The following is a 21,382-nucleotide window of genomic DNA, read 5'->3' as shown; positions in this document are numbered from 1 at the left end:
ATTCACCGCTGTGCAACCCATACGAGTGCTCAAAGCGGTCATGGTGGCGGCGACGGCCGCCGTCATCGGCTGGGCCGTGCTCTTCATCGTCCGCAACTACGCCGGGAGCGGGCGCTGCGCCGGCGGCGCCTGCCCGACCGGCTCGGGCGCGCGGACGGGCCTGGCGTTCCTGTTCGCCGCCGTCGGCGTCCTCGGCCTGTTCGGCGCGGTCAACTGGGCCATCGGCAAAGGCTGCTGGCCCAAGCGGCAGGTGTGGGGCGTCCTCGCCCCGGCCGGGCTGCTCGCCGGCCTGCTGCCGGGCTGGCTGCTCTACGACGGCCTGACCGGCGGACGGCTGGACCTGCAGTGGTCCGCCGCCCGCGACCGGCCGGACACCGCGGAAGCCCTGGGCAACTGGTCCGTCGGCAGCACGCTCGTCCAGGCCCGCGGCAACGGCCTCACCGCCTACGCGGCCCGCGACGGCGCACAGCGCTGGCAACGGCCCGCGCCCGCGGGCGAGTCCGTGTGCGCCATGAGCGACCGGACGAGCGGGGGCACCGGGCTGGTCGCCTTCGGCGGCTACCTGAAGCCGTGCGACACCGTGGCGCTGGTGAACCTCTCCACAGGGCAGCCGGTCTGGCAGCAGAAGACGGACGGCGATCCGGCGGTCATCAAGGCGGCGGACGCGCGCATCGCGCTGGCCGACGGCACGGCCGTGGTCGCCGAGAACGGGGCCGTGCGCGGCCTCGCCGCCGGTGACGGCGCGGAACGGTGGAAGCGCACCGAGGCGGAGGGATGCCGGGTCGCGGCGGTCGGTGCGTCGGCGGCGCGGGCGCTGGTCGTCGACCGGTGCGGTACCGATGCCTTCCGGCTGAGCTCCTTGGACGCCCGCACGGGGGAGGAGAGCTGGAACAGTGCGCTCCCCTCCGGCAAGGAGGTCCATGTGCTGTCCGCCGAGCCCGCCGTCGTCGTGGTGGACGGGAAGGCGCTGCCGTTCGACGGCCGAGGGCACGGCCGGGCGGCGATTCCGCTGGCGCTCCCGCGGGACTACATCGGCTTCGCGGCGCGGCCCGTGACGCGGGCCGTCATCACCGGGGACGTCCTCGTCACCGCCGTGACGCCGGACTGGAACCCCGCGCCGCGCTCGGTCGGTGCGTACGCCCTCTCCGACGGACACCAGGTGTGGACGCAGCACTTCGACGACGAGGTGAGCGCTCTCGCGCTGCGGCCCGACGGGCGGCTGGCGGTGCTGACCCGCGACGGGGGCGGGGACGGCACGATACGGCCGCTGGACGTGCGCACGGGGCAATCGGCAGGCGGGATCGAGCCGTTGACGGGAGAGGACTCGCTCATCGGACCCTGGTCCGTGGAGCTGTTCCCCGATCCGCACGGGTATGTGATCGCCAACCGGTCGCTGACGGGGGACTATCCGCCGGCGCTGGGGGCGCGGAGGTGAAAAGGGCGGGCGGGCTGACGCAATGTCAGCCCGCCCGCCCTTCACAGGGGTTGATTCCGTCAGACGGACCGGAGCGCCAGCACCACGTTGTGGCCGCCGAAACCGAAGGAGTTGTTGATCGCGGCGATCGAGCCCTCCGGGAGGGGCCGCGGCTCGTTGCGGACGATGTCCGCGTCGATGCCCTCGTCGAGCTCGTCGACGTTGACGGTCGGCGGGGCCATCCGGTGGTACAGGGCCAGCACGGTGGCGACCGTCTCCACGCCGCCCGCGCCGCCCAGCAGGTGGCCCGTCATCGACTTGGTCGCGGAGACCGCGACGTGGTCGAGGTCGTCGCCGAGGACCTTGCGCAGCGCCTTGATCTCCGCGAGGTCGCCCTGCGGGGTCGACGTGGCGTGCGCGTTGAGGTGCACGAGCTCCGACGGCTTGAGGTCGCTCGAGTCCAGCAGGTTCTGCAGCGCGGCGGCGATGCCGCGGCCCGTGGGCTCCGGCTGGGCGATGTGGTGGCTGTCCGCGGACAGGCCCTGGCCCAGCACCTCGCAGTAGACACGGGCGCCGCGCTGCGCGGCGTGCTCGGCCGACTCCAGGATCACGACGCCGGCGCCCTCGCCGAGGACGAAACCGTCACGGTCCTTGTCGTACGGGCGGGAGGCCTGCTCCGGGTGCTCGTTGTTCTTGGACATCGCCATCATGCTGGCGAAGGCCGCGACGGGCAGCGGGTGGATGGCCGCCTCGGTGCCGCCGGCGACGACCACGTCGGCACGGCCGGTGCGGATCATCTCGACGGCGTAGCCGATGGCCTCGGCGCCGGACGCGCAGGCGCTGACCGGGGTGTGCACACCCGCCTGGGCGTTCACCTCCAGGCCGACGTTCGCGGACGGGCTGTTGGGCATCAGCATCGGCACGGTGTGCGGGGAGACGCGGCGGGCGCCCTTCTCCTTGAGCACGTCGTACTGGTCGAGCAGGGTGTGCACGCCGCCGATGCCGGACGCGATGACGGTGCCCAGCCGCTCGGGGGCGATCGCGGCGTCCTCGCCGGCCTTCGCCGTGTAGCCCGCGTCCGCCCACGCCTCGCGGGCCGCGATCAGCGCGAGCTGCGCCGAGCGGTCCAGCTTGCGGGCGAGGGGACGGGGGAGGACGTCCTCGGGGTCGACCGCCGCGGGAGCGGCGATCCGGACGGGCAGTTCCGCGAACCGCTCGCCTTCCAGGCGCTTCACGCCGGAACGCCCGGCGAGCAGCCCTTCCCAGGTCGATGCGCTGTCGCCACCCAGCGGTGTGGTTGCGCCGATACCGGTGACGACCACGGTGCGATTGGTCGAGTTCACAGGAATTCTGTCTCCACGTGTAGAGGTGCTGGAACGCCACCGCCGGGGTGGCGACGAACGCTGGATCAGGCCTGGTGCTTCAGGATGTAGTCGGCAGCGTCACCGACGGTCTTCAGGTTCTTGACGTCCTCGTCCGGGATCTTGACCTCGAAGCGCTCCTCGGCGGCGACGACGACCTCGACCATGGAGAGCGAGTCGACGTCCAGGTCGTCGGTGAAGGACTTGTCGAGCTTGACCTCTTCGGTCGGGATGCCGGCGATCTCGTTGACGATCTCGGCGAGACCCTCGAGGATCTGCTCCTGGGTGTGAGCCATGGTGGCGCTCCTTCTATGCAATGCGGTGTGCGGTGGAACTGGATTAAGGGAAATGCTCTGCGGGAGAGGGCCGGGGGACCGGATCTCGCCTAGGGGAGGGTAACGACCGTCGCGGCGTAGACGAGACCCGCCCCGAAACCGATCAGCAGCGCGGTGTCCCCGCTCTTGGCCGCCCCGGTCGCCAGCAGGCGCTCCATGGCCAGCGGGATGGACGCCGCCGAGGTGTTGCCGGTGGTCTCCACGTCCCGGGCGACCACGACGCTCTCCGGCAGCTTGAGGGTCTTGACCATCGAGTCGATGATCCGCATGTTCGCCTGGTGCGGGACGAAGACGTCCAGGTCCTCCGCGGTGATCCCGGCCTGGTCGAGCGCCTGCTGGGCGATCTTCGCCATTTCGAAGACGGCCCAGCGGAACACCGCCTGACCCTCCTGGGTGATCGCGGGGAACCGGACGTCGGTCTCCTCGCGGTACACGTCCCAGGCGATGGTCTGCTTGATGGTCTCGGCCTTGTCGCCCTCCGAGCCCCAGACCGTCGGGCCCATGGCGGGCTCGTCGGACGGGCCGACGACCACGGCGCCCGCGCCGTCGCCGAACAGGAAGGCGGTGGAACGGTCGTCCAGGTCCGTCAGGTCCGAGAGCCGCTCGACACCGATGACCAGGACGTACTCCGCCGACCCCTCGACGACCAGGCCCTTGGCCATGGTCAGGCCGTAGCCGAAGCCGGCGCAGCCGGCCGAGATGTCGAAGGCGGCCGGGTTGCCCGCACCGATCCGGTGGGCGATCTCGGTGGCGATGGCCGGGGTCTGCTTGAAGTGCGAGACCGTCGAGACGAGGACGGCACCGATCTGCGAGGGGTCGATCCCCGCGTCGGCGATCGCCTTGCCGGCCGCTTCCACGGACATGGCGGCCACGGTCTCCTCCGGGCCGGCCCAGTGCCGGGTGGCGATGCCCGAGCGCGACCGGATCCACTCGTCGGAGGAGTCGATGCGCTTGAGGATCTCCTCGTTCGGCACCACCCGGACCGGGCGGTAGCCGCCGACGCCCATGATGCGGGCGTAGGGGGCGCCCTTCGCGGGCTTGATCTTCGAGGTCATGCTTCTCGGACTCCTTCGTCGGCCGGGGTGGCGTGCTCGGCGATCAGGGCACGGGCGGCGTCGAGGTCGTCCGGGGTCTTGAGCGCGAGGGTGGCGACGCCCGGGAGGGCGCGCTTGGCCAGGCCCACGAGGGTGCCGCCGGGGGCCACCTCGATCAGGGCCGTGACACCCAGCTCCTTGAACGTCTCCATGCACAGGTCCCAGCGGACCGGGTTGGCCACCTGGCCGACGAGTCGCTGCACGACCTCGCGGCCGCCGGTGACGACCCGGCCGTCCTTGTTGGAGACGTAACGGGTGAGAGGATCGGCCGCGTCCAGCTCCTGGACGGCGGCATCGAGGGCCGAGACGGCCGGTGCCATGTGGACGGTGTGGAACGCACCGGCCACCTTCAGCGGGACCACCCGGCGGGTGCCCTCCGGCTTGTCCTCGGCGAGCGCCGCCAGCTGCTGCATGGTGCCGGCGGCGACGATCTGGCCCGCGCCGTTGACGTTCGCGGGGGTGAGGCCGAGCTTCTCCAGGTGCGGGAGGACGGCCTCGGGCTCGCCGCCGAGCAGCGCGGACATGCCGGTCTCGGTGACGGAGGCGGCCTCGGCCATGGCCAGGCCGCGCGTGCGGACCAGCTTCATGGCGGCCTCGTCCGGCAGCACGCCGGTCAGCGCGGCGGCGGCGAGCTCACCGACGCTGTGGCCGGCGGCGGCACCCACCAGGCGGGAGAAGTCCTCCGCCGTGGGGAAGAGCTGCCCTGCGGAGACCAGGGCGGCCGCGACCAGCAGCGGCTGGGCCACGGCGGTGTCGCGGATCTCGTCCGCGTCGGCGTTCGTGCCGTAGTGGAGCAGGTCCAGGTCGATGGCGGACGACCACTCCCGGAGGCGGTCTTCCACGCCGGGGAGGTCGAGCCAGGGGGTCAGGAAGCCGGGCGTCTGAGCGCCCTGGCCGGGAGCGACGAGTACGAGCACCCTCACACTCTCTCTCGGGGACGGCACCGCCCACCCGTGGGGACAGGGACGAATAACCGTCGGGGGAATTGTTGACGTTCAACAAAAGCCTACGGCTGTCACTCCGTGTCGGCCAGGCGTCCGAGGATCAGTGCGATCCGCAGCGTGAAGGCGGAGCGGACGTCCGACGGTGACCATCCGGTGACGTCCGTCACACGTCGGAGGCGGTACCGCACGGTGTTGGGGTGGACGAACAACATCCTGGCCGCCCCCTCCAGGCTGCTCGCCTGCTCCAGGTACACGCTGAGCGTCTCCAGGAGCGCCGAGCCCGCCTCCTCCAGCGGTCTGTAGATCTCCTCCACCAGCTGCTCGCGGGCCGCCGGATCCCCTGCCATCGCACGCTCCGGCAGCAGGTCGTCCGCCAGCACCGGCCGGGGCGCGTCCGGCCAGGCCGCACATGCCTTCAGCCCGGCCGCCGCGGCCTGCGCGGACTTGGTCGCGGCCAGCAGGTCGGCCACCACCGGACCCGCCACCACGGGGCCCGGGGCGAACGGTCCGATCAGCGACTTCGCCGCCTGCAGCGGGTTCTCCGAACCGCCCACGATCACGACCAGGCGGTCGCCGAGCACCCCTGTCAGCACCTGGACCTTGGCGTGCCGGGCGGCCCGGCGGATCGCCTCGACCGTCAGTTCGCTGTCGCCGTTCGGCGCCGTGCCCAGCACCACGGACACATGCGAGGGCGAGTTCCAGCCGAGCGCCGCTGCCCGGGACAGCGCGCCCTCGTCGGCCTCCCCCGACAGCACGGCGTTGACCACCAGCGACTCCAGCCGGGCGTCCCATGCGCCGCGTGCCTCGGCGGCCTGGGCGTAGACCTGGGCGGTGGCGAAGGCGATCTCGCGGGCGTACACCAGCAGCGCCTCGCGCAGCGCCGACTCGTCGCCCGGTGCGGCCACCTCGTCGATGGCCGCCTCCATGACCTCGATGGTGGTGCGCACCATCTCCACGGTCTGGCGCAGCGTGATCGCCCGGGTCAGTTCGCGCGGCGCGGTGCCGAAGACGTCGGTGCTGATCGCCTGCGGGGTCTCCGGATGCCGGAACCACTCCGTGAAGGCCGCGATGCCGGCCTGGGCGACCAGGCCGATCCACGAGCGGTTCTCCGGCGGCATCGCCCTGTACCAGGGCAGCTGGGCGTCCATGCGGGCGATGGCCGCCGCGGCCAGCGTTCCGGACGACTGCTCCAGACGGCGCAGCGTTGCGGCGTGCGGATGCGGATGCTCCTGGGGCGGGGTGTCAGCGACTGGTTCAGGCACGGGGACAAGCCTGCCTTATCCGGGTCGGGTCCGGGGCTGCCGGGGGCACGGCGGGGCTACGGTGGGGTTGTGACGTATGTGCAGCGGGCCGCGGAGCGCTTCCGGGGCGGCGACCCCGACGCCGGGATCGAGACCTGGCACGCCTTCTCGTTCTCCGGCTTCTACGACCCCGACAACGTGCGCTTCGGCCCCCTCGCCGCCTGCAACGAGGAGCGGCTCGCGCCGGGCGCGGGCTTCGCGGCGCATCCGCACCGGGACGTGGAGATCGTCACCTGGGTCGTCGAGGGCGAACTCACCCATGAGGATTCCACCGGTCACGTGGAGGTCGTACGCCCCGGCGACCTGCAGCGGCTGAGCGCGGGGGAGGGGGTCCACCACTCCGAGCGCAACGAGGGCGCCGCTCCGCTGCGGTTCGTGCAGATGTGGCTGACCCCGTCCGACTCCGGCGGGGAGCCCTTCTACGAGGTGGTGCGGGGCGCCGGCGACGACGCGCCGTACGCGCTGGGCCGGGCCGAGGCCGTGCTGCACGTGCGGCGCCCGGCCCCCGGGCAGCGGTGTGCGCTGCCGGGGGCGCAGTGGCTGTACGTGCACGTGGTCCGCGGCGTCGTGCACCTCACGGGCACGACGCTGCGGGAGGGGGATGCGGCGCGGATCTCGGACGCGGCGGAGCTGGATGCCGTGGCCGGCGAGACCGGTGCGGAGCTGCTGCTGTGGGAGATGCACGCGGAGCCGCGCTTTCCCTGAGGCCTGGGCGCCCCGTAAGGGGCGCGGGGAACTGCGCGACCAGCCCCCACCGGCCCGCAGATGGACGCACCACCCCAGGGGTCCGGGGCGAAGCCCCGGGTGCCTCGACTGCGGGTGCGTCGTGGTTGCTCGCGCAGTTCCCCGCGCCCCTTACGGGGCGCGGACGGGGCGCAGCCCTACAGTTCGGCCAGGACCGCGTCCGTCAGTTGCGGCCACACCTCGATCGCCCACGGGCCGAACGCCCGGTTCGTCAGGGCGACGCAGGCGGCCCCGGCCTGCGGGTCCACCCACAGGAACGTGCCCGACTGGCCGAAGTGGCCGTAGGTGCGGGGCGAGGACGAACCGCCCGTCCAGTGCGGGGACTTGGCGTCGCGGATCTCGAAGCCGAGGCCCCAGTCGTTCGGGCGCTGGTGCCCGTACCCCGGCAGCACGCCCGTCAGCCCGGGGAACGCCACCCGCGTCGCCTCCGCCACGGTCTCCGCGGCCAGCAGCCGCGGCGCCTGCAGCTCGGCCGCGAAGCGGGCCAGGTCCGACACCGTCGAGACGCCGTCCTTCGCCGGGGAGCCCGGCAGGTCCGTCGACGTCATCCCCAGCGGCTCCAGCACCGCCTGCCGCAGGTACTCGGCGAACGGGATGTCCGTCGCCTTCGCGATGTGGTCGCCCAGCACGTCGAAACCCGCGTTGGAGTACAGCCGCCGCGTGCCCGGCGCGGCCATCGTCCGCTGCTCGTCGAAGGCCAGCCCGGAGGTGTGCGCCAGGAGGTGGCGGACCGTGGAACCCTCGGGCCCCGCCGGCTCGTCCAGCTCGACCGCGCCCTCCTCGACGGCGACCAGCGCGGCGTACGCGGCGAGCGGCTTGGTGACCGACGCGAGGGCGAAGCGCTGCTCCACCGGCCCGTACGACCCCGCCAGGGTGCCGTCCGCCCGGACGACGGCGGCGGCCGCTGCCGGCACCGGCCAGCTCTTGATCAACTGCAGGCTCTCCATGACAGTGAGCCTACTTGCTTGGAGTGCACTCGAAGTCTCTAGCGTTGAGGCCAACGCAACGACACTGATGCGACGTGGGGGAGCGGCATGACCGTAATCGACAGTGCACCGGTGCAGGTGGCCCGGTGCTTCGAACTCGACCGGCACCGCGCCCGCCGTCCCGAGGGCCGGGACCGCTACACGATCACCGAAGTGGCCGTCTACGCCGGGCTGTCGGCGCACACGCTGCGGTGGTACGAGCGGATCGGGCTGATGCCCCACGTCGACCGCTCCCACTCGGGCCAGCGCCGCTACACCGACCGCGATCTCGACTGGCTGGACCTGGTGGGCCGGCTGCGGCTGACCGGCATGCCGGTCGCCGACATGGTCCGCTACGCCGAACTCGTCCGCGAGGGCGAGCACACCGTCGCCGAACGCGAGGAACTGCTCAGCACGCACCGCGAGTCCGTGCGGCAGCGCATCGCCGAACTGAACAGCACGCTCGAAGTCCTCGACTACAAGATCGACCGCTATGCCGACGCCCGCCGCCGGGCGTCCGAAAGGGCTGACGCACGATGAGCAACGAGACCATCCCCACCGCACCGCTCGGCACCGCGGGCCCCGAGGTCGGCATCCAGGGCCTCGGCTGCATGGGCATGACCCACGCCTACGGCCCGACCGACACGGACGAGGCCCGCGCCACCCTGGAGCGCGCCCTCGAACTGGGCGTGACGCTCTTCGACACCGCCGACATCTACGGTTTCGGGCGCAACGAGGAGTTCATCTCCCCGTTCGTGCGGGCCAACCGCGACCGGATCACGCTGGCCAGCAAGTTCGCCATCGTGCGGCGCGAGGACGACCCCTCGTACCAGGAGATCCGCAACGACCGTGCGTACATCCGCCAGTCCGTCGAGGGCAGCCTGCGCCGCCTCGGCGTCGACCACATCGACCTCTACTACATGCACCGCCGCAACGTGGACGTTCCCATGGAGGAAAGCGTCGGCGCCATGGCCGAGTTGGTGCAGGAGGGCAAGGTCCGGCACCTCGGCCTGAGCGAGGTCTCGCCGGGCGAGCTGCGGGCGGCGCACGCGGTGCACCCGATCGCGGCGGTGCAGTCGGAGTGGTCGCTGTTCAGCCGCGATGTGGAGAACGGCGTCGTGGCGGCGGCGAAGGAGCTGGGCGTGGCCTTCGTGCCGTACTCCCCGCTCGGCCGCGGCTTCCTGACGGGTGCTTTCGTGAGCGCGGACAAGGAGCTCGGGCAGGACGACTGGCGGCGCACGCAGCCGCGCTTCACCGGTGACAACGCGGCGGCGAACGCGGCACTGCTGGAGCCGGTCCGCGAGATCGCGGCCGCGCACGGCGTCTCGCTCGCCCAGGTCGCCCTGGCATGGGTGCAGCAGCGGTCGGCCGTCCACGGCCTGACGGTGATCCCGATCCCCGGCACGCGCAAGCGCTCCCGCCTGGAGGAGAACCTGGCGGCCACCCGGATCACCCTGAACGCCGACGAGTTGGCGGCGCTGGAGCCGATCGCCGGCAAGGTCGCCGGGAACCGGTACGCGGACATGACGTTCACGTCGGTGGGGCGGGAGTAGCCCCGGGCTCACCCCTCCCCGGGCGTCACCAGCCCCGACTCGTACGCGAAGACCACCGCCTGCGCACGGTCCCGCAGGCCCAACTTGGCCAGGATACGGCCGATATGGGTCTTCACCGTCTGCTCGGCCAGTACGAGCGAGGCCGCGATCTCCTGGTTCGACAGTCCTCGGGCGATCAGCCCGAGGACTTCCGTCTCGCGCGGCGTCAGCCGGTTCGGCCGCAGCGCGGGAGCCCGGCGCCGGGCGGGGCGCTGGGCGGCGAAGTCGGCGATCAGACGGCGCGTCACCGACGGTGCCAGCAGCGCCTCACCGGCCGCCACCACCCGCACCGCCGAGATGAGGTCCGCCGGCGGCGCGTCCTTGAGGAGGAAGCCGGACGCGCCGGCGCGCAGCGCCTCGTAGACGTAGTCGTCCACGTCGAACGTCGTGAGCATCAGCACCTTCGGCCGGTGCGCCGCGTCCTCCGGCAGATCGAGGATCTGCCGGGCGGCCTCCAGGCCGTCCAGCTCCGGCATGCGGACGTCCATCAGCACCACGTCCGGGCGCCGTTCCCGGGCCAGGGCGACGCCCTGGCGGCCGTCCGCCGCGTCGCCGACGACGTCGATGTCCGGCTGCGCGGCCAGCAGCGCGGCGAAGCCCGCCCGCACCATGGCCTGATCGTCGACGATGAGCACCTTGATGGTCATGCGGGGCGGGGTTCCTTTGCGGTGTCCGTGAGGGGCAGCCGGGCGGCCACCCTGAAGCCTCCTTCCGGCAGCGGGCCCGTGTCCAGTGAGCCTCCCACCAGACGTACCCGCTCCCGCATGCCGACCAGGCCGTGGCCGGTGCCGGTGGACTCCAGCGGGGTCTCCGGGCGGTCGGCGGCCGCGTTGACGACGAGCACCGTCAGCGCCGTACGGCCGGGGTCGACGGTCAGCGACACCCGGGTCGCGGCGCCCGGCGCGTGCCGGACCACGTTGGCGAGGGCCTCCTGCACGATGCGGTACGCGGACAGGTCGACCGCCTGCGGCAGCTCCGCGACCCCGTCCCCGATCGTCAACTCCACGGGCAGCCCGGCCCGTACGGTCGCCTCGACCAGCTGCGGCACCCGCTCGGCCCCGGGCTGCGGCACCCGCTCGGTGTGCGCCGTCTCCTCGTTGCGCAGCACGCCCAGCAGCCGGCGCATCTCGGTGAGGGATTCCCGCGCCGTCGCCGCAATGGCACCGAACTCGGCACTCGCCTCGGCCGGCAGGCCGGTGATGCGGTACGGGGCGCTGTCGGCCTGCACGGTGATCACGGACATGTGGTGGGCCACGACGTCGTGCAACTCCCGTGCGATACGGGCCCGTTCCTCCAGCAGGGTGCGCCGGGCGCGCTCCGCCTCGCTGATGGTCTCCTGCTCGGCGAGGGCGCGCCGTGCGTCGCCGCGGGCGCGCAGGGCGGAGGCGAGCAGGAGCAGCACCCCGGTGAGCGGGATCAGCACGGCCCAGGCCGTGCCGCGCTGCGGCGCGATGTCGTGCAGCACCAGGGTGGTGCCCGAGAGCAGCAGCCAGGCCGCGACGAGCGTGCGGACCTTCTCGCGCAGCCCGAGGGCGAACGTCAGCACCAGCATGCCGATGATCTCCATCGGCGGCCAGGGCCACGGCTCCGCGGCCGCGGGCGGCACGGCCAGCAGGGCGAGCGTGCCCGCGAGGTCCGCGAGGAAGGCGACGGCCCAGGCGAGCAGCGGGCGCCGGACGGCGATCGGCAGCGGCGCGGTCTGCAGGACGGCGAGGCCGAAGGCGAGGCCCGGGGCCATCCCGTAGTTCTTCGGGAGCACCATCGCCGTGGTCGGCAGCAGGATCACCACGAACAGCCAGGCGACGGCGTACGGCAGAAACCGCACGGCCGGCCGCGACGACCGGCCGAGGAGGGGTTCCGGGGGGCCGGCGGGGGTGACGAGGCTGCGCAGGAACTGGATCATGACGCACGCCAGCCTAACGGCGCGGGGCTTGCCGACATGCGGCTCCGCCGCGTGGGCGCTGACCAAGGGCCCCGTCAGGGGCGCTGGGGGTACCTCTGGGGGTCCCCCCAGCGGTAGCTGGGGGAGGTAGCTGGGGGAGGAACTGCGCGACCAGCCCCCACCGGCCCGCAGGCGACGCACCACGCCCAGGGGTCCGGGGCGCACCGCCCACGGGGCACCTAAAGCTCCGCCAGGAGCTCCGCCTTCTTGGAGCTGAACTCGTCATCGGTCAGCAGCCCCGCCTCGTGCAGCGCCCCCAGGTGCCGGATGCGGTCGGCGATGCCTCCCGGGTCGGGCCGGGCGGACGAGACGGGTGGGGCGGCCGTCGCGGCCCGGACCGCCGCGAGGACCGCGGCCGCGAAGGGCAGGGACTCGTGGACGAGGCCGTAGCCGCGGCCGAAGACGACGGACGCCAGGTCCTGGTCCGGCTCGGCCGCAGGCCGGTCCGTGTCGCCGCGGGGCAGCAGCCGCAGGTGCCCGCCCTCCGGGGAGTCCGGGGAGCACCACCGGACGCCCGCCAGTGCGGCGACGGGGAAGCGCTGGTCGCCGGCCTTCCACTTGGTGGAGGAGGCGCCGGTCCAGAACCAGCGGAAGTGCACGGCCGAGCCGTCGAAGGACGCCTTGCCGTCGTAGGCCTTGAAGGACAGCGGCGGCGCGGGGGCCGCCACCAGATGCCGCTCGGCGGGCTCGCCGGCCGCGGGGCCGAGGGCGGACCGTATCTCGTCGGCGTAGTAGGCGGCGAGCGGCTCGCGTTCGGCGGGAAGCACCAGCCGGTAGGGGTCGCTGCCCTCCTTGAGCCGGCCGTCGGCGGCCTCGATCAGCGGGTCGGCCCCCGGTCTGGGCACCGCACGCAGCACCACCGTCCCATGCTTCCCCGGGGCCTGCTCGACGGCCGCGAGCGCCTCGTACGGGACGCGCCGCTCGCCGAGCACCTGGAGCAGCTTCGGTGTGCGGATCCCCCGTTCGAAGCGGATGAGCACGGAGTCGGTGTCGAACTCCCAGACGGTGTGGAAACCCGTCAGCACATCACCCATGGGCTCATCGTATGCGGCAGCCGTGCGGCCGTCCCCCTTCCGGTCGCTACGCGCGTGGAACCCCTCAGACCGCGCTGCTGTTCGCCATCGGGCCCAGATTGCCGGTGCAGGTGCTGCCGGCCGCGGCGCACCGCACGCTCGCCGGGCGGCCGACGCCGATGTCCGCGAAGTTGGCGAGGCTGGTGGTGCCGGGCGCGAAGTAGCCGGCGTGCCCGCGGGCGCCCGCGGCGGACAGCACCCGGGCCCCGAAGCCCTCGGAGACGGGGTCGGCGCCGTGGCCGAGGCCGCCGACCTCCATGTGCGGGACGCCCTGGATCCAGTCGTCCTCGTCGCGCATGGCCCATATCCGGGCGCTGGTGCGCAGGTCGGAGGCGTGCTCGGCGCGCATGCCGGGGCTGCCGGCCACGGCCACGTCGGTGACCCGGGGCGAGAGGTCGCGGGCCGCGACGCCGCACACCACCGAGCCGTAGCTGTGGCAGACCAGCGAGACCTGCGAGCTGCCGGGCAGCGCCCGTACCAGGGCGCGCAGCCGCAGGGCCCCCTCGGTGGCGAGCTTGCCGGTGGCCGCCTCCACGCCGACGCCGACCGGGGACGTGTAGTCGGCCCAGGCGATCACGGCGGTCCGGGTGTCCGGGCTCGCCGCCTGCTCGGCGGCGTACAGCGACTGTGCCATGCCGACCGGGGCGCTGTAGGAGCGCTGGCTCTTCTCGAACGTCAGCACGTTGGTGTCGACGCCCGGGACGATCACGGAGACCCGCTCGGCCCGGTCCAGGTCGCCGAAGACCTCGGCCACGCGCCCGTCGCCGTTGGGGTCGAAGGCGAGGATCTGCCGGTCGTCCTCCGCGAGCGAGTCGAAGCGGTGCATCCGGCGCGCGGCGTCGTCGCGCCCCGCCGGGGTGAGCCCGGTGGAGTGCGTGCGGTGCTCCTCGACCGTGCGGGCGGCCTCCAGGGCGATCCGGTTGGCGCGGTAGCGCAGCTCGACGGGGGCGCCGTTGAGGTTGCCGACGACGAGCGGATAGCGCTCGGCGAGTCTCTCGCGCTCATGCCCGCCGAGCGAGCCGAAGAAGCGCGCCAGGACGTCGGGGGCGGACTGCGGGGAGGGCAGCGGGTGGCCGCCTATGGAGCCGTGCAGCCAGGCGCTGAGCGCGGCCGCACGCGGGTCGGCCGCCGGCTTGTGACTGCGGACGGCCGTCCAGCCCGTCGTGGCGAGCATGACGAAGACCACGGCCAGCGCGAGCAGTGCGCGCCAGACCGTGGTGGCGGTCGTCCACGGCAGGGGGGAGGGAGAGCCGAGCTCCGGGAAAGAAGTCACCGCGGACCACAGTAGGAGAAACCCCGGCGCCTTCGCGAAATCGGTGAGCCATCTCACGTTTGAATGAGCGCCGTTGAGAGATATTTCATCGCGCTCTCATGCCTTCTGATCAACTCCGCCGTATTTACTCCACTCTTCGGCAAGCGCCGGACCGATCTGGTCCAGGTACTCCGAGGTGATCCGGCGCAGCGAGGCCATGTCGCCGTCCAGGTTCTCGCCCCAGACCTTGCCCGTCACCCGCATCACCCCGCTGAACGCGGCGACCAGGATCCGCGGCCGGGGGTCGGTGCGCACGTCCAGGCCCTCGCGGCGGCCGATCTCCTCGGCGAGCCCCTCCTCCAGCTCGGCGAGGCGGCGCAGGTGGGCGGCGAGCAGCTGCGGGGTCGACTCGATCATCCGGTAGACGCGGACGTGCAGGTCGATGGGGACCAGGGCGGTGACGGCCTCGCCCACGCCGTCCCAGGAGGCCAGGGCCGCGTTGCGGAGCGCGGTCAGCGGCGGCTCGCCCGCCGGGCGGGCGCGCAGGGCGGCGAGGAACTGGGCCTCCACCATGTTCTGCACGGCGAGGGCGACTTCCTCCTTGTTGGCGAAGTAGCGGAAGAAGGTCCGCTGCGAGACGTCCGCGGCGGCGGCGATCTCGTCGACCGTCGTCCCCTCGTAGCCCTTGTGGGCGATCAGTTCCAGGGCGGACCTGATGAGCGCGTCCCGGGTGCGCGCCTTCTTGCGTTCCCGCAGTCCGGACGGCGGCGCCGCGTCTCCCGTCGCGCCTTCGATCGCGTGCACTGTCGTCTCTCCTCCGCGCCGAAAAATGACAGGCGCCGACTCATGATTTTGATTGTCAAGTGTCAGCGACTGCCATAATATCGGTTCATGATGTCTCGGACCACCGTCGCCGACGCGACGCCGCCGGCTCTCGGGCCCCGGAAAGGATTACGGGGCCATCCCTGGCTGACGCTCATCTCCGTCGCCTTCGGCGTGATGATGGTCGCGCTCGACGGCACGATCGTCTCCATAGCCAACCCCGCCATCCAGAAGGACCTGGGCGCCTCGCTCGCCGATGTCCAGTGGATCACCAACGCCTACCTCCTCGCCCTTGCCGTGGCCCTGATCACCGCCGGCAAGATCGGTGACCGCTTCGGCCACCGCCTCGTCTTCCTTATCGGTACCACCGGTTTCGCCCTCTCCTCCGGACTCATCGCCCTCTCCGGCGGCGTGTCGACGGTCGTGGGCCTGCGCGTCCTGCAGGGCCTGTGCGGCGCACTGCTCATGCCCTCCGCCCTCGGGGTGCTGCGCGCGACCTTCCCCGCCGAGCGGCTGAACATGGCCCTCGGCGTATGGGGCATGGTCATCGGCGCCTCGACGGCCGGCGGGCCGATCGTGGGCGGCCTGCTCGTCGAGCACGTCAACTGGCAGTCCGTCTTCTTCATCAATGTGCCCGTCGGCGCCCTCGCCGTGATCCTCGGCCTGCTGTTCCTCAAGGACCGGCGCGCCGAGCATGCCTCCCGCAGCTTCGACCTGCCGGGCATCGTGCTGCTGTCCGCCGCCATGTTCTGCCTCGTCTGGGCGCTGATCAACGCCGCCGACTGGCACTGGGGCAGCGCGAAGACGCTGCTCTTCCTCGGCGCCTCGGCGCTCGGCTTCCTGCTGTTCGCCCTGTGGCAGCTGCGCGCCCGCGAACCCCTGCTGCCGCTCGGCCTGTTCCGCTCCGTACCGCTCTCCGCGGGCACGGTGCTGATGGTGCTGATGGCCTTCGCCTTCATCGGCGGGCTGTTCTTCGTGACCTTCTACCTGCAGAACGTACGCGGGATGTCTCCGGTCAGCAGCGGTCTGCACCTGCTGCCCACCACCGCGATGATGATCGTCGCCTCACCGGTGGCCGGCGCGCTCATCACCCGCATCGGGCCCCGCATCCCGCTGGCCGTGGGGATGGCCTCCACGGCGGTGGCCTGCTTCGGGCTCGCCGCCCTGACACCGCACACGGGCACGCTGCTGATGTCCGTCTGGTTCGTCCTGCTCGGCATCGGCCTCGCGCCGACCATGGTGGGCGCGACCGAAGTCATCGTCGGCAACGCCCCGTTGGAGCACGCCGGGGTGGCCGGCGGCCTCCAGCAGTCGGCCATGCAGGTGGGCGGCTCGCTGGGTACCGCCGTGCTGGGCGCGGTCGTCGCGTCGCGGGTCAACCACCTGCTCCCGGGCAACTGGGCCGCGGCCGGGCTGCCGCGCGGCACGCCGGAACAGATGGCCCAGGCCGACAGCGCGGTCCAGGTCGGCGTGGCCCCGGTCCCGCCGGGGGCCCCGCCGGAGCTGGCGGCGCGCATCTCCTCGGTGGCGCACGACACGTTCGTGTCGGCGATGAGCACGGGCTTCGTGGTCTCGGGCTGTATCGCCGTGTGCGCGGCGGGAGTTGCCCTCCTGACGAGGCGGGGCCAACACACGACGGACGGCGTGGGCGCCCTGTAAAACGAAAGGGCCCCGACCGAAGGTCGGGGCCCAACTCGCGTACTGCGGCTGACGCTTACGCGTCGCCGCCCGCGGCGCCCGGGTCGGCCGCCGCAACATCCAGCAGCTCGTACCGGTCGATCGCCTGCTTCAGCGCGGAGCGATCCACCTTGCCCTCCTTGGCGAGCTCGGTGAGCACGCCGAGGACGATCGACTGGGCGTCGATGTGGAAGAAACGACGTGCCGCACCGCGGGTGTCGGCGAAGCCGAAGCCGTCCGCACCCAGCGACTGGTACGTGCCGGGCACCCAGCGCGCGATCTGGTCCGGAACCGCACGCATCCAGTCGGAGACGGCCACCTTCGGGCCCTCGGCGCCGGTGAGCTTCTGCGTCACGTACGGGACGCGCTGCTCCTCCTCGGGGTGGAGCAGGTTGTGCTCCTCCACCGCGATGGCGTCGCGGCGCAGCTCGTTCCAGGAGGTCGCCGACCAGACGTCCGCCTTGACGTTCCACTCCTCGGCGAGGATCCGCTGGGCCTCGATCGCCCACGGCACGGCCACACCGGAGGCGAGGATCTGGGCCGGGATCGCGCCCTTCTCGCCCGCCTTGAAGCGGTACAGACCCTTGAGGATGCCCTCGGCGTCCACGTTCTCCGGCTCGGCCGGGTGCTGGATCGGCTCGTTGTAGACGGTGAGGTAGTAGAAGATGTCCTCTGCGTTCTCGCCGTACATACGGCGCAGACCGTCCTGGACGATGTGCGCGATCTCGAAGCCGAACGCCGGGTCGTACGCGACGACGGCCGGGTTGGTCGAGGCGAGCAGGTGCGAGTGGCCGTCGGCGTGCTGCAGGCCCTCACCCGTGAGGGTGGTGCGGCCGGCGGTCGCGCCGAGGACGAAACCGCGCGCCAGCTGGTCGGCCATCTGCCAGAACTGGTCACCGGTGCGCTGGAACCCGAACATCGAGTAGAAGACGTAGATCGGGATCAGCGGCTCGCCGTGCGTGGCGTAGGCGGAGCCGGCGGCGATCAGCGAGGCGGTGCAGCCCGCCTCGGAGATGCCGTCGTGCAGCATCTGGCCGGTCGGGGACTCCTTGTACGCGAGCAGCAGCTCGCGGTCCACGGCCTCGTACTGCTGGCCCAGCGGGTTGTAGATCTTCGCCGACGGGAACAGCGAGTCCATGCCGAAGGTGCGGTACTCGTCGGGCGCGATCGGCACGAAGCGCTTGCCGATCTCCTTGTCCCGCATGAGGTCCTTGAGCAGGCGGACGAAGGCCATGGTGGTGGCGATCGACTGCTGGCCGGAGCCCTTCTTGGTGGGTGCGTAGGCCTTCTCGCCCGGCAGGACGAGCGGCTTGGAGCGGTCCACACGAGTCGGTACGTAGCCGCCCAGCGCCTTGCGCCGGTCGTGCATGTACTGGATCTCTTCCGAGTCCTTGCCCGGGTGGTAGTACGGCGGCAGGCCGGACTCCAGCTCCTTGTCCGCGATCGGGATGTGGAGACGGTCGCGGAAGCGCTTCAGGTCCTCGACCGTCAGCTTCTTCATCTGGTGGGTCGCGTTGCGGCCCTCGAAGTTCGGGCCGAGCGTCCAGCCCTTGACCGTCTGCGCGAGGATCACGGTCGGCTGGCCCTTGTGGGCCTTGGCCGCCGCGTAGGCCGCGTAGATCTTCTTGTGGTCGTGACCGCCGCGGCCCAGGTGCAGGATCTGGTCGTCGGTCATGCCCTCGACCATCTTGCGGAGACGGTGGTCGTCGCCGAAGAAGTGCTCGCGGATGTACGCGCCGGTCTCGGTGGCGTACGTCTGGAACTGGCCGTCGGGGGTGCTGTTGAGCTTGTTGACCAGGATGCCGTCCCGGTCCTGCGCCAGCAGCGGGTCCCAGGAGCGGTCCCACACCAGCTTGATCACGTTCCAGCCGGCGCCGCGGAACTGCGACTCCAGCTCCTGCATGATCTTGCCGTTGCCGCGGACCGGGCCGTCGAGGCGCTGCAGGTTGCAGTTGACGACGAAGGTCAGGTTGTCCAGACCCTCACGGGCGGCCAGGGACAGCTGGCCGAGCGACTCGGGCTCGTCCATCTCGCCGTCGCCCAGGAACGCCCAGACGTGCGACTTGGAGGTGTCGGCGATGCCGCGGGCCTCCATGTAGCGGTTCATACGGGCCTGGTAGATCGCACCGAGCGGGCCGAGGCCCATCGAGACGGTGGGGAACTCCCAGAAGTCCGGCATCAGACGCGGGTGCGGGTACGACGACAGGCCGTAGGGGGCCTTCGACTTCTCCTGGCGGAACGCGTCGAGCTGCTGCTCGGACAGTCGGTCCAGCAGGAAGGCGCGGGCGTAGACGCCGGGGGAGGCGTGGCCCTGGAAGAAGATCTGGTCGCCGCCGTCGCCCTCGTCCTTGCCCCGGAAGAAGTGGTTGAAGCCCACGTCGTAGAGGGAGGCGGAGGAGGCGAAGGTGGCGATGTGGCCGCCGACGCCGATGCCCGGGCGCTGGGCGCGCGAGACCATGACGGCCGCGTTCCAGCGGGTCGCGTTGAGGACCTTGCGCTCGATCTCCTCGTTGCCGGGGAAGAACGGCTCGTCCTTGGTGGCGATGGTGTTGACGTAGTCCGTGCTGCGCATCTCGGGCACGGCGACGCGCTTCTCGCGCGCCCGCTCGATCAGCCGAAGCATGAGGTAGCGGGCACGTTCCCGGCCGCGCTCATCGACGGCTGCGTCGAGTGAGTCGAGCCATTCCTGGGTCTCTTCGGGATCGAAGTCCGGGACCTGGCTGGGAAGGCCGCCAATGATGATCGGGTTGCGATCGGATCCGGAAGCCACGCTGTTCCTTCGCTGTTCGGGTCGTGCTGGGCACGCGGTCAAATATTGTCTCTGCTTTTTGTCGCGCCGTCCCATCGTGGACCGCGGCGGCGGAAACGTCATCTCTACTGGGCGGTAACCGCCGCAGGTGAGACGAATCGTCGTGGGGTGGTCGCCCGGGGCGGCCAAATCGCAACCTTACGCCCCCTATGGGGGTCGTCCGTGTACGGCCGTTCGGACCCGCATCCGGTGCCGCATGGAGTAACTTCGCAAACTCGGCAGAACGCTGTGGTGTGAATCACTCGCCACTGCTGCCTCATGGTGGGAGATGCCCGGAGACCACCGGACTCGTCACCGTTTCGGCGGGCTCGGTGGCCGGGTACTTGCGCGATCCGCCCGGCACGTGTGGACTACGCCCATCGCTTCGCGTATGCGCGGGGCGGGCGTATCTTTCGAAAGATGACAGGAGGAAATCCGTGAGCGCGACCGCGGACCACGCGGAGGAGCGGACCAACCCAGCCGGACGGCTGGGGTTCGAGCCGGGACAGGTGGTCCAGGAGATCGGTTACGACGACGACGTCGACCATGATCTCCGTGAAGGCATCGAGTCCGTCATCGGCCAGGAACTCGTCGACGAGGACTACGACGACGTCGCCGACGTCGTCCTGCTGTGGTTCCGGGACGAGGACGGCGACCTCACGGACGCGTTGGTGGATGCCATCGGCTGTCTCGACGAGGGCGGCGTGATCTGGCTGCTCACGCCGAAGACCGGGCGTGACGGCTACATCGAGCCGAGCGACATCCAGGACGCGGCGCAGACCGCGGGGCTCTCGCAGACCAAGAGCATCAGCGTCGCCAAGGACTGGTCGGGCACCAAGATGGCTTCGCCGAAGCGGTAGCCCCTGGCACGACCGTTCTTCGGGTGCGGCCCGTTGTGGTCGCTCGCGCAGTTCCTCCCCCGGCCACCGCTGGGGGTGCCCCCCGCGCCCCTGACGGGGCGCGGTCCCTTGACGCATCCCCGACGCCCCCGGTGACCCTGTCGCCGGGGGCGTCGGGCGTGGGTGACACACTGGGCACGCCGACAGGCTCCGTGACCAGAGAGGTGTGACCCCCATGGCTATCGCCGTAGGCGACAAGGCGCCCGACTTCGCGCTGAAGAACCAGCACGGTGAGACCGTCCGGCTCTCCGACTTCCGCGGGCAGAAGAACGTCGTGGTGCTCTTCTACCCCTTCGCCTTCACCGGCGTGTGCACCGGCGAGCTCTGCGCCGTGCGCGACAACCTGCCGCAGTTCGCCAACGACGACGTGCAGATCCTCGCCGTCTCCAACGACTCGCCCTTCTCCCTGCGCGTCTTCGCCGAGCAGGAGGGCCTCGAGTACCCGCTGCTGTCCGACTTCTGGCCGCACGGCGAGGCCAGCCGCGCCTACGGCGTCTTCGACGAGGAGAAGGGCTGCGCGCTGCGCGGCACCTTCGTCATCGACAAGGAGGGCGTCGTCCGCTGGACGATCGTCAACGGGCTGCCCGACGCGCGTGACCTGAACGAGTACACCAAGGCGCTCGCGGCGCTCTGATCCGCGCTCCCGGCGCACGCGGGCAACCCCGGCGCCGGGCCGCTGCGTCCTTCGCCGACAAGAGCCTGTAAACGGTGGGAACCGGGCACTACGCTCCGTACGTTGATCCGGTTGCCATCGCACAACCTGAACCAATGGAGGACTCGTGGGAGTCAGTCTCAGCAAGGGCGGCAACGTCTCGCTGACCAAGGCGGCCCCGAACCTGACCGCGGTGATCGTCGGCCTCGGCTGGGACGCCCGTACCACCACCGGTACGGACTTCGACCTGGACGCCAGTGCCCTGCTGACGAACGACCAGGGCAAGGTCGGCAACGACCAGAACTTCGTCTTCTTCAACAACCTCAAGAGCCCCTGCGGTTCCGTCGAGCACCAGGGCGACAACCTCACGGGTGAGGGCGAGGGCGACGACGAGGTCATCAAGGTCAACCTGGCCGCCGTGCCCGGTGACGTGGCGAAGATCGTCTTCCCCGTGTCCATCTACGACGCGGAAAACCGCAAGCAGAGCTTCGGCCAGGTGCGCAACGCCTACATCCGCGTGGTGAACC

Annotated in this window: 20 protein-coding genes; 8 read left to right on the top strand and 12 right to left on the bottom strand. The window is 71.5% G+C overall.

The features are described 5' to 3' along the window. Positions 1-10 precede the first annotated feature (10 nt). On the top strand, positions 11-1,435 hold the full coding sequence (locus tag HG542_RS35130; protein WP_171082152.1) for an outer membrane protein assembly factor BamB family protein: 1,425 nt from the start codon (positions 11-13) through the stop codon (positions 1,433-1,435). A gap of 59 nt (positions 1,436-1,494) precedes the next feature. On the opposite strand, the gene fabF is transcribed toward HG542_RS35130, so the two are convergent. From fabF to HG542_RS16600, 5 genes are all read right to left on the bottom strand, one after another. Next, entirely contained in the window at positions 1,495-2,757 is a 1,263-nt protein-coding gene (gene fabF / locus HG542_RS16620) for a beta-ketoacyl-ACP synthase II (RefSeq protein ID WP_171082150.1), read from the bottom strand. A 65-nt stretch (positions 2,758-2,822) separates the two neighbouring features. Further along, positions 2,823-3,071 carry an acyl carrier protein gene (locus tag HG542_RS16615; protein WP_171082148.1) on the bottom strand — a complete coding sequence of 83 codons (249 nt, stop codon included), beginning with the start codon at positions 3,069-3,071 and terminating at the stop codon, positions 2,823-2,825. A gap of 89 nt (positions 3,072-3,160) precedes the next feature. After that, the gene (locus tag HG542_RS16610; RefSeq protein ID WP_171082146.1) at positions 3,161-4,165 is read right to left on the bottom strand and encodes a ketoacyl-ACP synthase III; all 1,005 of its coding nucleotides are present in this window, start codon (positions 4,163-4,165) and stop codon (positions 3,161-3,163) included. Beyond that, positions 4,162-5,121, bottom strand: a complete 960-nt coding sequence (locus tag HG542_RS16605; protein ID WP_171082144.1) for an ACP S-malonyltransferase — start codon at positions 5,119-5,121, stop codon at positions 4,162-4,164. Before HG542_RS16605 ends, HG542_RS16610 begins: the two co-directional genes overlap by 4 nt. 98 nt (positions 5,122-5,219) lie before the next feature. Beyond that, complete coding sequence (locus HG542_RS16600) at positions 5,220-6,410, bottom strand: PucR family transcriptional regulator (protein ID WP_171082142.1); 1,191 nt, start codon at positions 6,408-6,410, stop codon at positions 5,220-5,222. 69 nt (positions 6,411-6,479) lie between these two features. On the opposite strand from HG542_RS16600, the gene HG542_RS16595 reads away from it, so the two are divergent. Next, complete coding sequence (locus HG542_RS16595; protein ID WP_227725260.1) at positions 6,480-7,154, top strand: pirin family protein; 675 nt, start codon at positions 6,480-6,482, stop codon at positions 7,152-7,154. A 176-nt stretch (positions 7,155-7,330) separates the two neighbouring features. Here HG542_RS16595 and HG542_RS16590 read toward each other — a convergent pair whose 3' ends face one another. After that, positions 7,331-8,140: a serine hydrolase domain-containing protein gene (locus HG542_RS16590; RefSeq protein ID WP_171082140.1), complete on the bottom strand. Its 810-nt coding sequence runs from the start codon at positions 8,138-8,140 to the stop codon at positions 7,331-7,333. Between the two features lie 87 nt (positions 8,141-8,227). Between HG542_RS16590 and HG542_RS16585 the strand changes: the two genes are divergently transcribed. Beyond that, positions 8,228-8,698 carry a MerR family transcriptional regulator gene (locus HG542_RS16585; RefSeq protein WP_171082138.1) on the top strand — a complete coding sequence of 157 codons (471 nt, stop codon included), beginning with the start codon at positions 8,228-8,230 and terminating at the stop codon, positions 8,696-8,698. Further along, positions 8,695-9,711 (top strand): aldo/keto reductase, encoded by a 1,017-nt coding sequence (locus HG542_RS16580; protein WP_171082136.1) that lies wholly within the window; start codon positions 8,695-8,697, stop codon positions 9,709-9,711. Before HG542_RS16585 ends, HG542_RS16580 begins: the two co-directional genes overlap by 4 nt. 8 nt (positions 9,712-9,719) lie before the next feature. Here HG542_RS16580 and HG542_RS16575 read toward each other — a convergent pair whose 3' ends face one another. The 5 genes from HG542_RS16575 to HG542_RS16555 form a co-directional block, all read right to left on the bottom strand. After that, positions 9,720-10,397, bottom strand: a complete 678-nt coding sequence (locus HG542_RS16575) for a response regulator (protein WP_171082134.1) — start codon at positions 10,395-10,397, stop codon at positions 9,720-9,722. After that, positions 10,394-11,653, bottom strand: coding sequence for a sensor histidine kinase (locus tag HG542_RS16570; RefSeq protein ID WP_171082132.1), 1,260 nt, complete (start codon positions 11,651-11,653; stop codon positions 10,394-10,396). Before HG542_RS16570 ends, HG542_RS16575 begins: the two co-directional genes overlap by 4 nt. A 218-nt stretch (positions 11,654-11,871) precedes the next feature. Further along, positions 11,872-12,726 (bottom strand): DUF4429 domain-containing protein, encoded by an 855-nt coding sequence (locus tag HG542_RS16565; protein ID WP_171082130.1) that lies wholly within the window; start codon positions 12,724-12,726, stop codon positions 11,872-11,874. Between the two features lie 64 nt (positions 12,727-12,790). Continuing rightward, the gene (locus tag HG542_RS16560) at positions 12,791-14,038 is read right to left on the bottom strand and encodes an alpha/beta hydrolase (RefSeq protein ID WP_227725257.1); all 1,248 of its coding nucleotides are present in this window, start codon (positions 14,036-14,038) and stop codon (positions 12,791-12,793) included. Between the two features lie 96 nt (positions 14,039-14,134). Then, entirely contained in the window at positions 14,135-14,812 is a 678-nt protein-coding gene (locus HG542_RS16555; RefSeq protein ID WP_373313193.1) for a TetR/AcrR family transcriptional regulator, read from the bottom strand. Between the two features lie 99 nt (positions 14,813-14,911). On the opposite strand from HG542_RS16555, the gene HG542_RS16550 reads away from it, so the two are divergent. Next, positions 14,912-16,498, top strand: coding sequence for an MFS transporter (locus HG542_RS16550; protein WP_373313194.1), 1,587 nt, complete (start codon positions 14,912-14,914; stop codon positions 16,496-16,498). Positions 16,499-16,553: 55 nt separating this feature from the next. Here the strand turns inward: HG542_RS16550 and aceE are convergent, their stop codons facing one another. Beyond that, a complete protein-coding gene (aceE, locus tag HG542_RS16545) occupies positions 16,554-19,286 on the bottom strand; it encodes a pyruvate dehydrogenase (acetyl-transferring), homodimeric type (RefSeq protein WP_171082126.1) in 2,733 nt (910 codons plus the stop codon). A 455-nt stretch (positions 19,287-19,741) separates the two neighbouring features. Here aceE and HG542_RS16540 point away from each other — a divergent pair, with 455 nt between their 5' ends. From HG542_RS16540 to HG542_RS16530, 3 genes are all read left to right on the top strand, one after another. Further along, positions 19,742-20,164, top strand: coding sequence for a DUF3052 domain-containing protein (locus tag HG542_RS16540; RefSeq protein WP_171082124.1), 423 nt, complete (start codon positions 19,742-19,744; stop codon positions 20,162-20,164). Between the two features lie 214 nt (positions 20,165-20,378). Continuing rightward, entirely contained in the window at positions 20,379-20,837 is a 459-nt protein-coding gene (locus HG542_RS16535) for a peroxiredoxin (RefSeq protein WP_171082123.1), read from the top strand. Positions 20,838-20,982: 145 nt separating this feature from the next. Next, on the top strand, positions 20,983-21,382 hold a 400-nt coding region (locus tag HG542_RS16530; protein ID WP_171082121.1), incomplete at its 3' end, for a TerD family protein.

Origin of the sequence: Streptomyces morookaense (assembly GCF_013030945.1) — a bacterium.
Lineage (GTDB): Bacteria > Actinomycetota > Actinomycetes > Streptomycetales > Streptomycetaceae > Streptomyces > Streptomyces morookaensis.
Note: the sequence above shows the minus strand (reverse complement) of the source record. Positions and strands in the feature narration are given on the sequence as shown.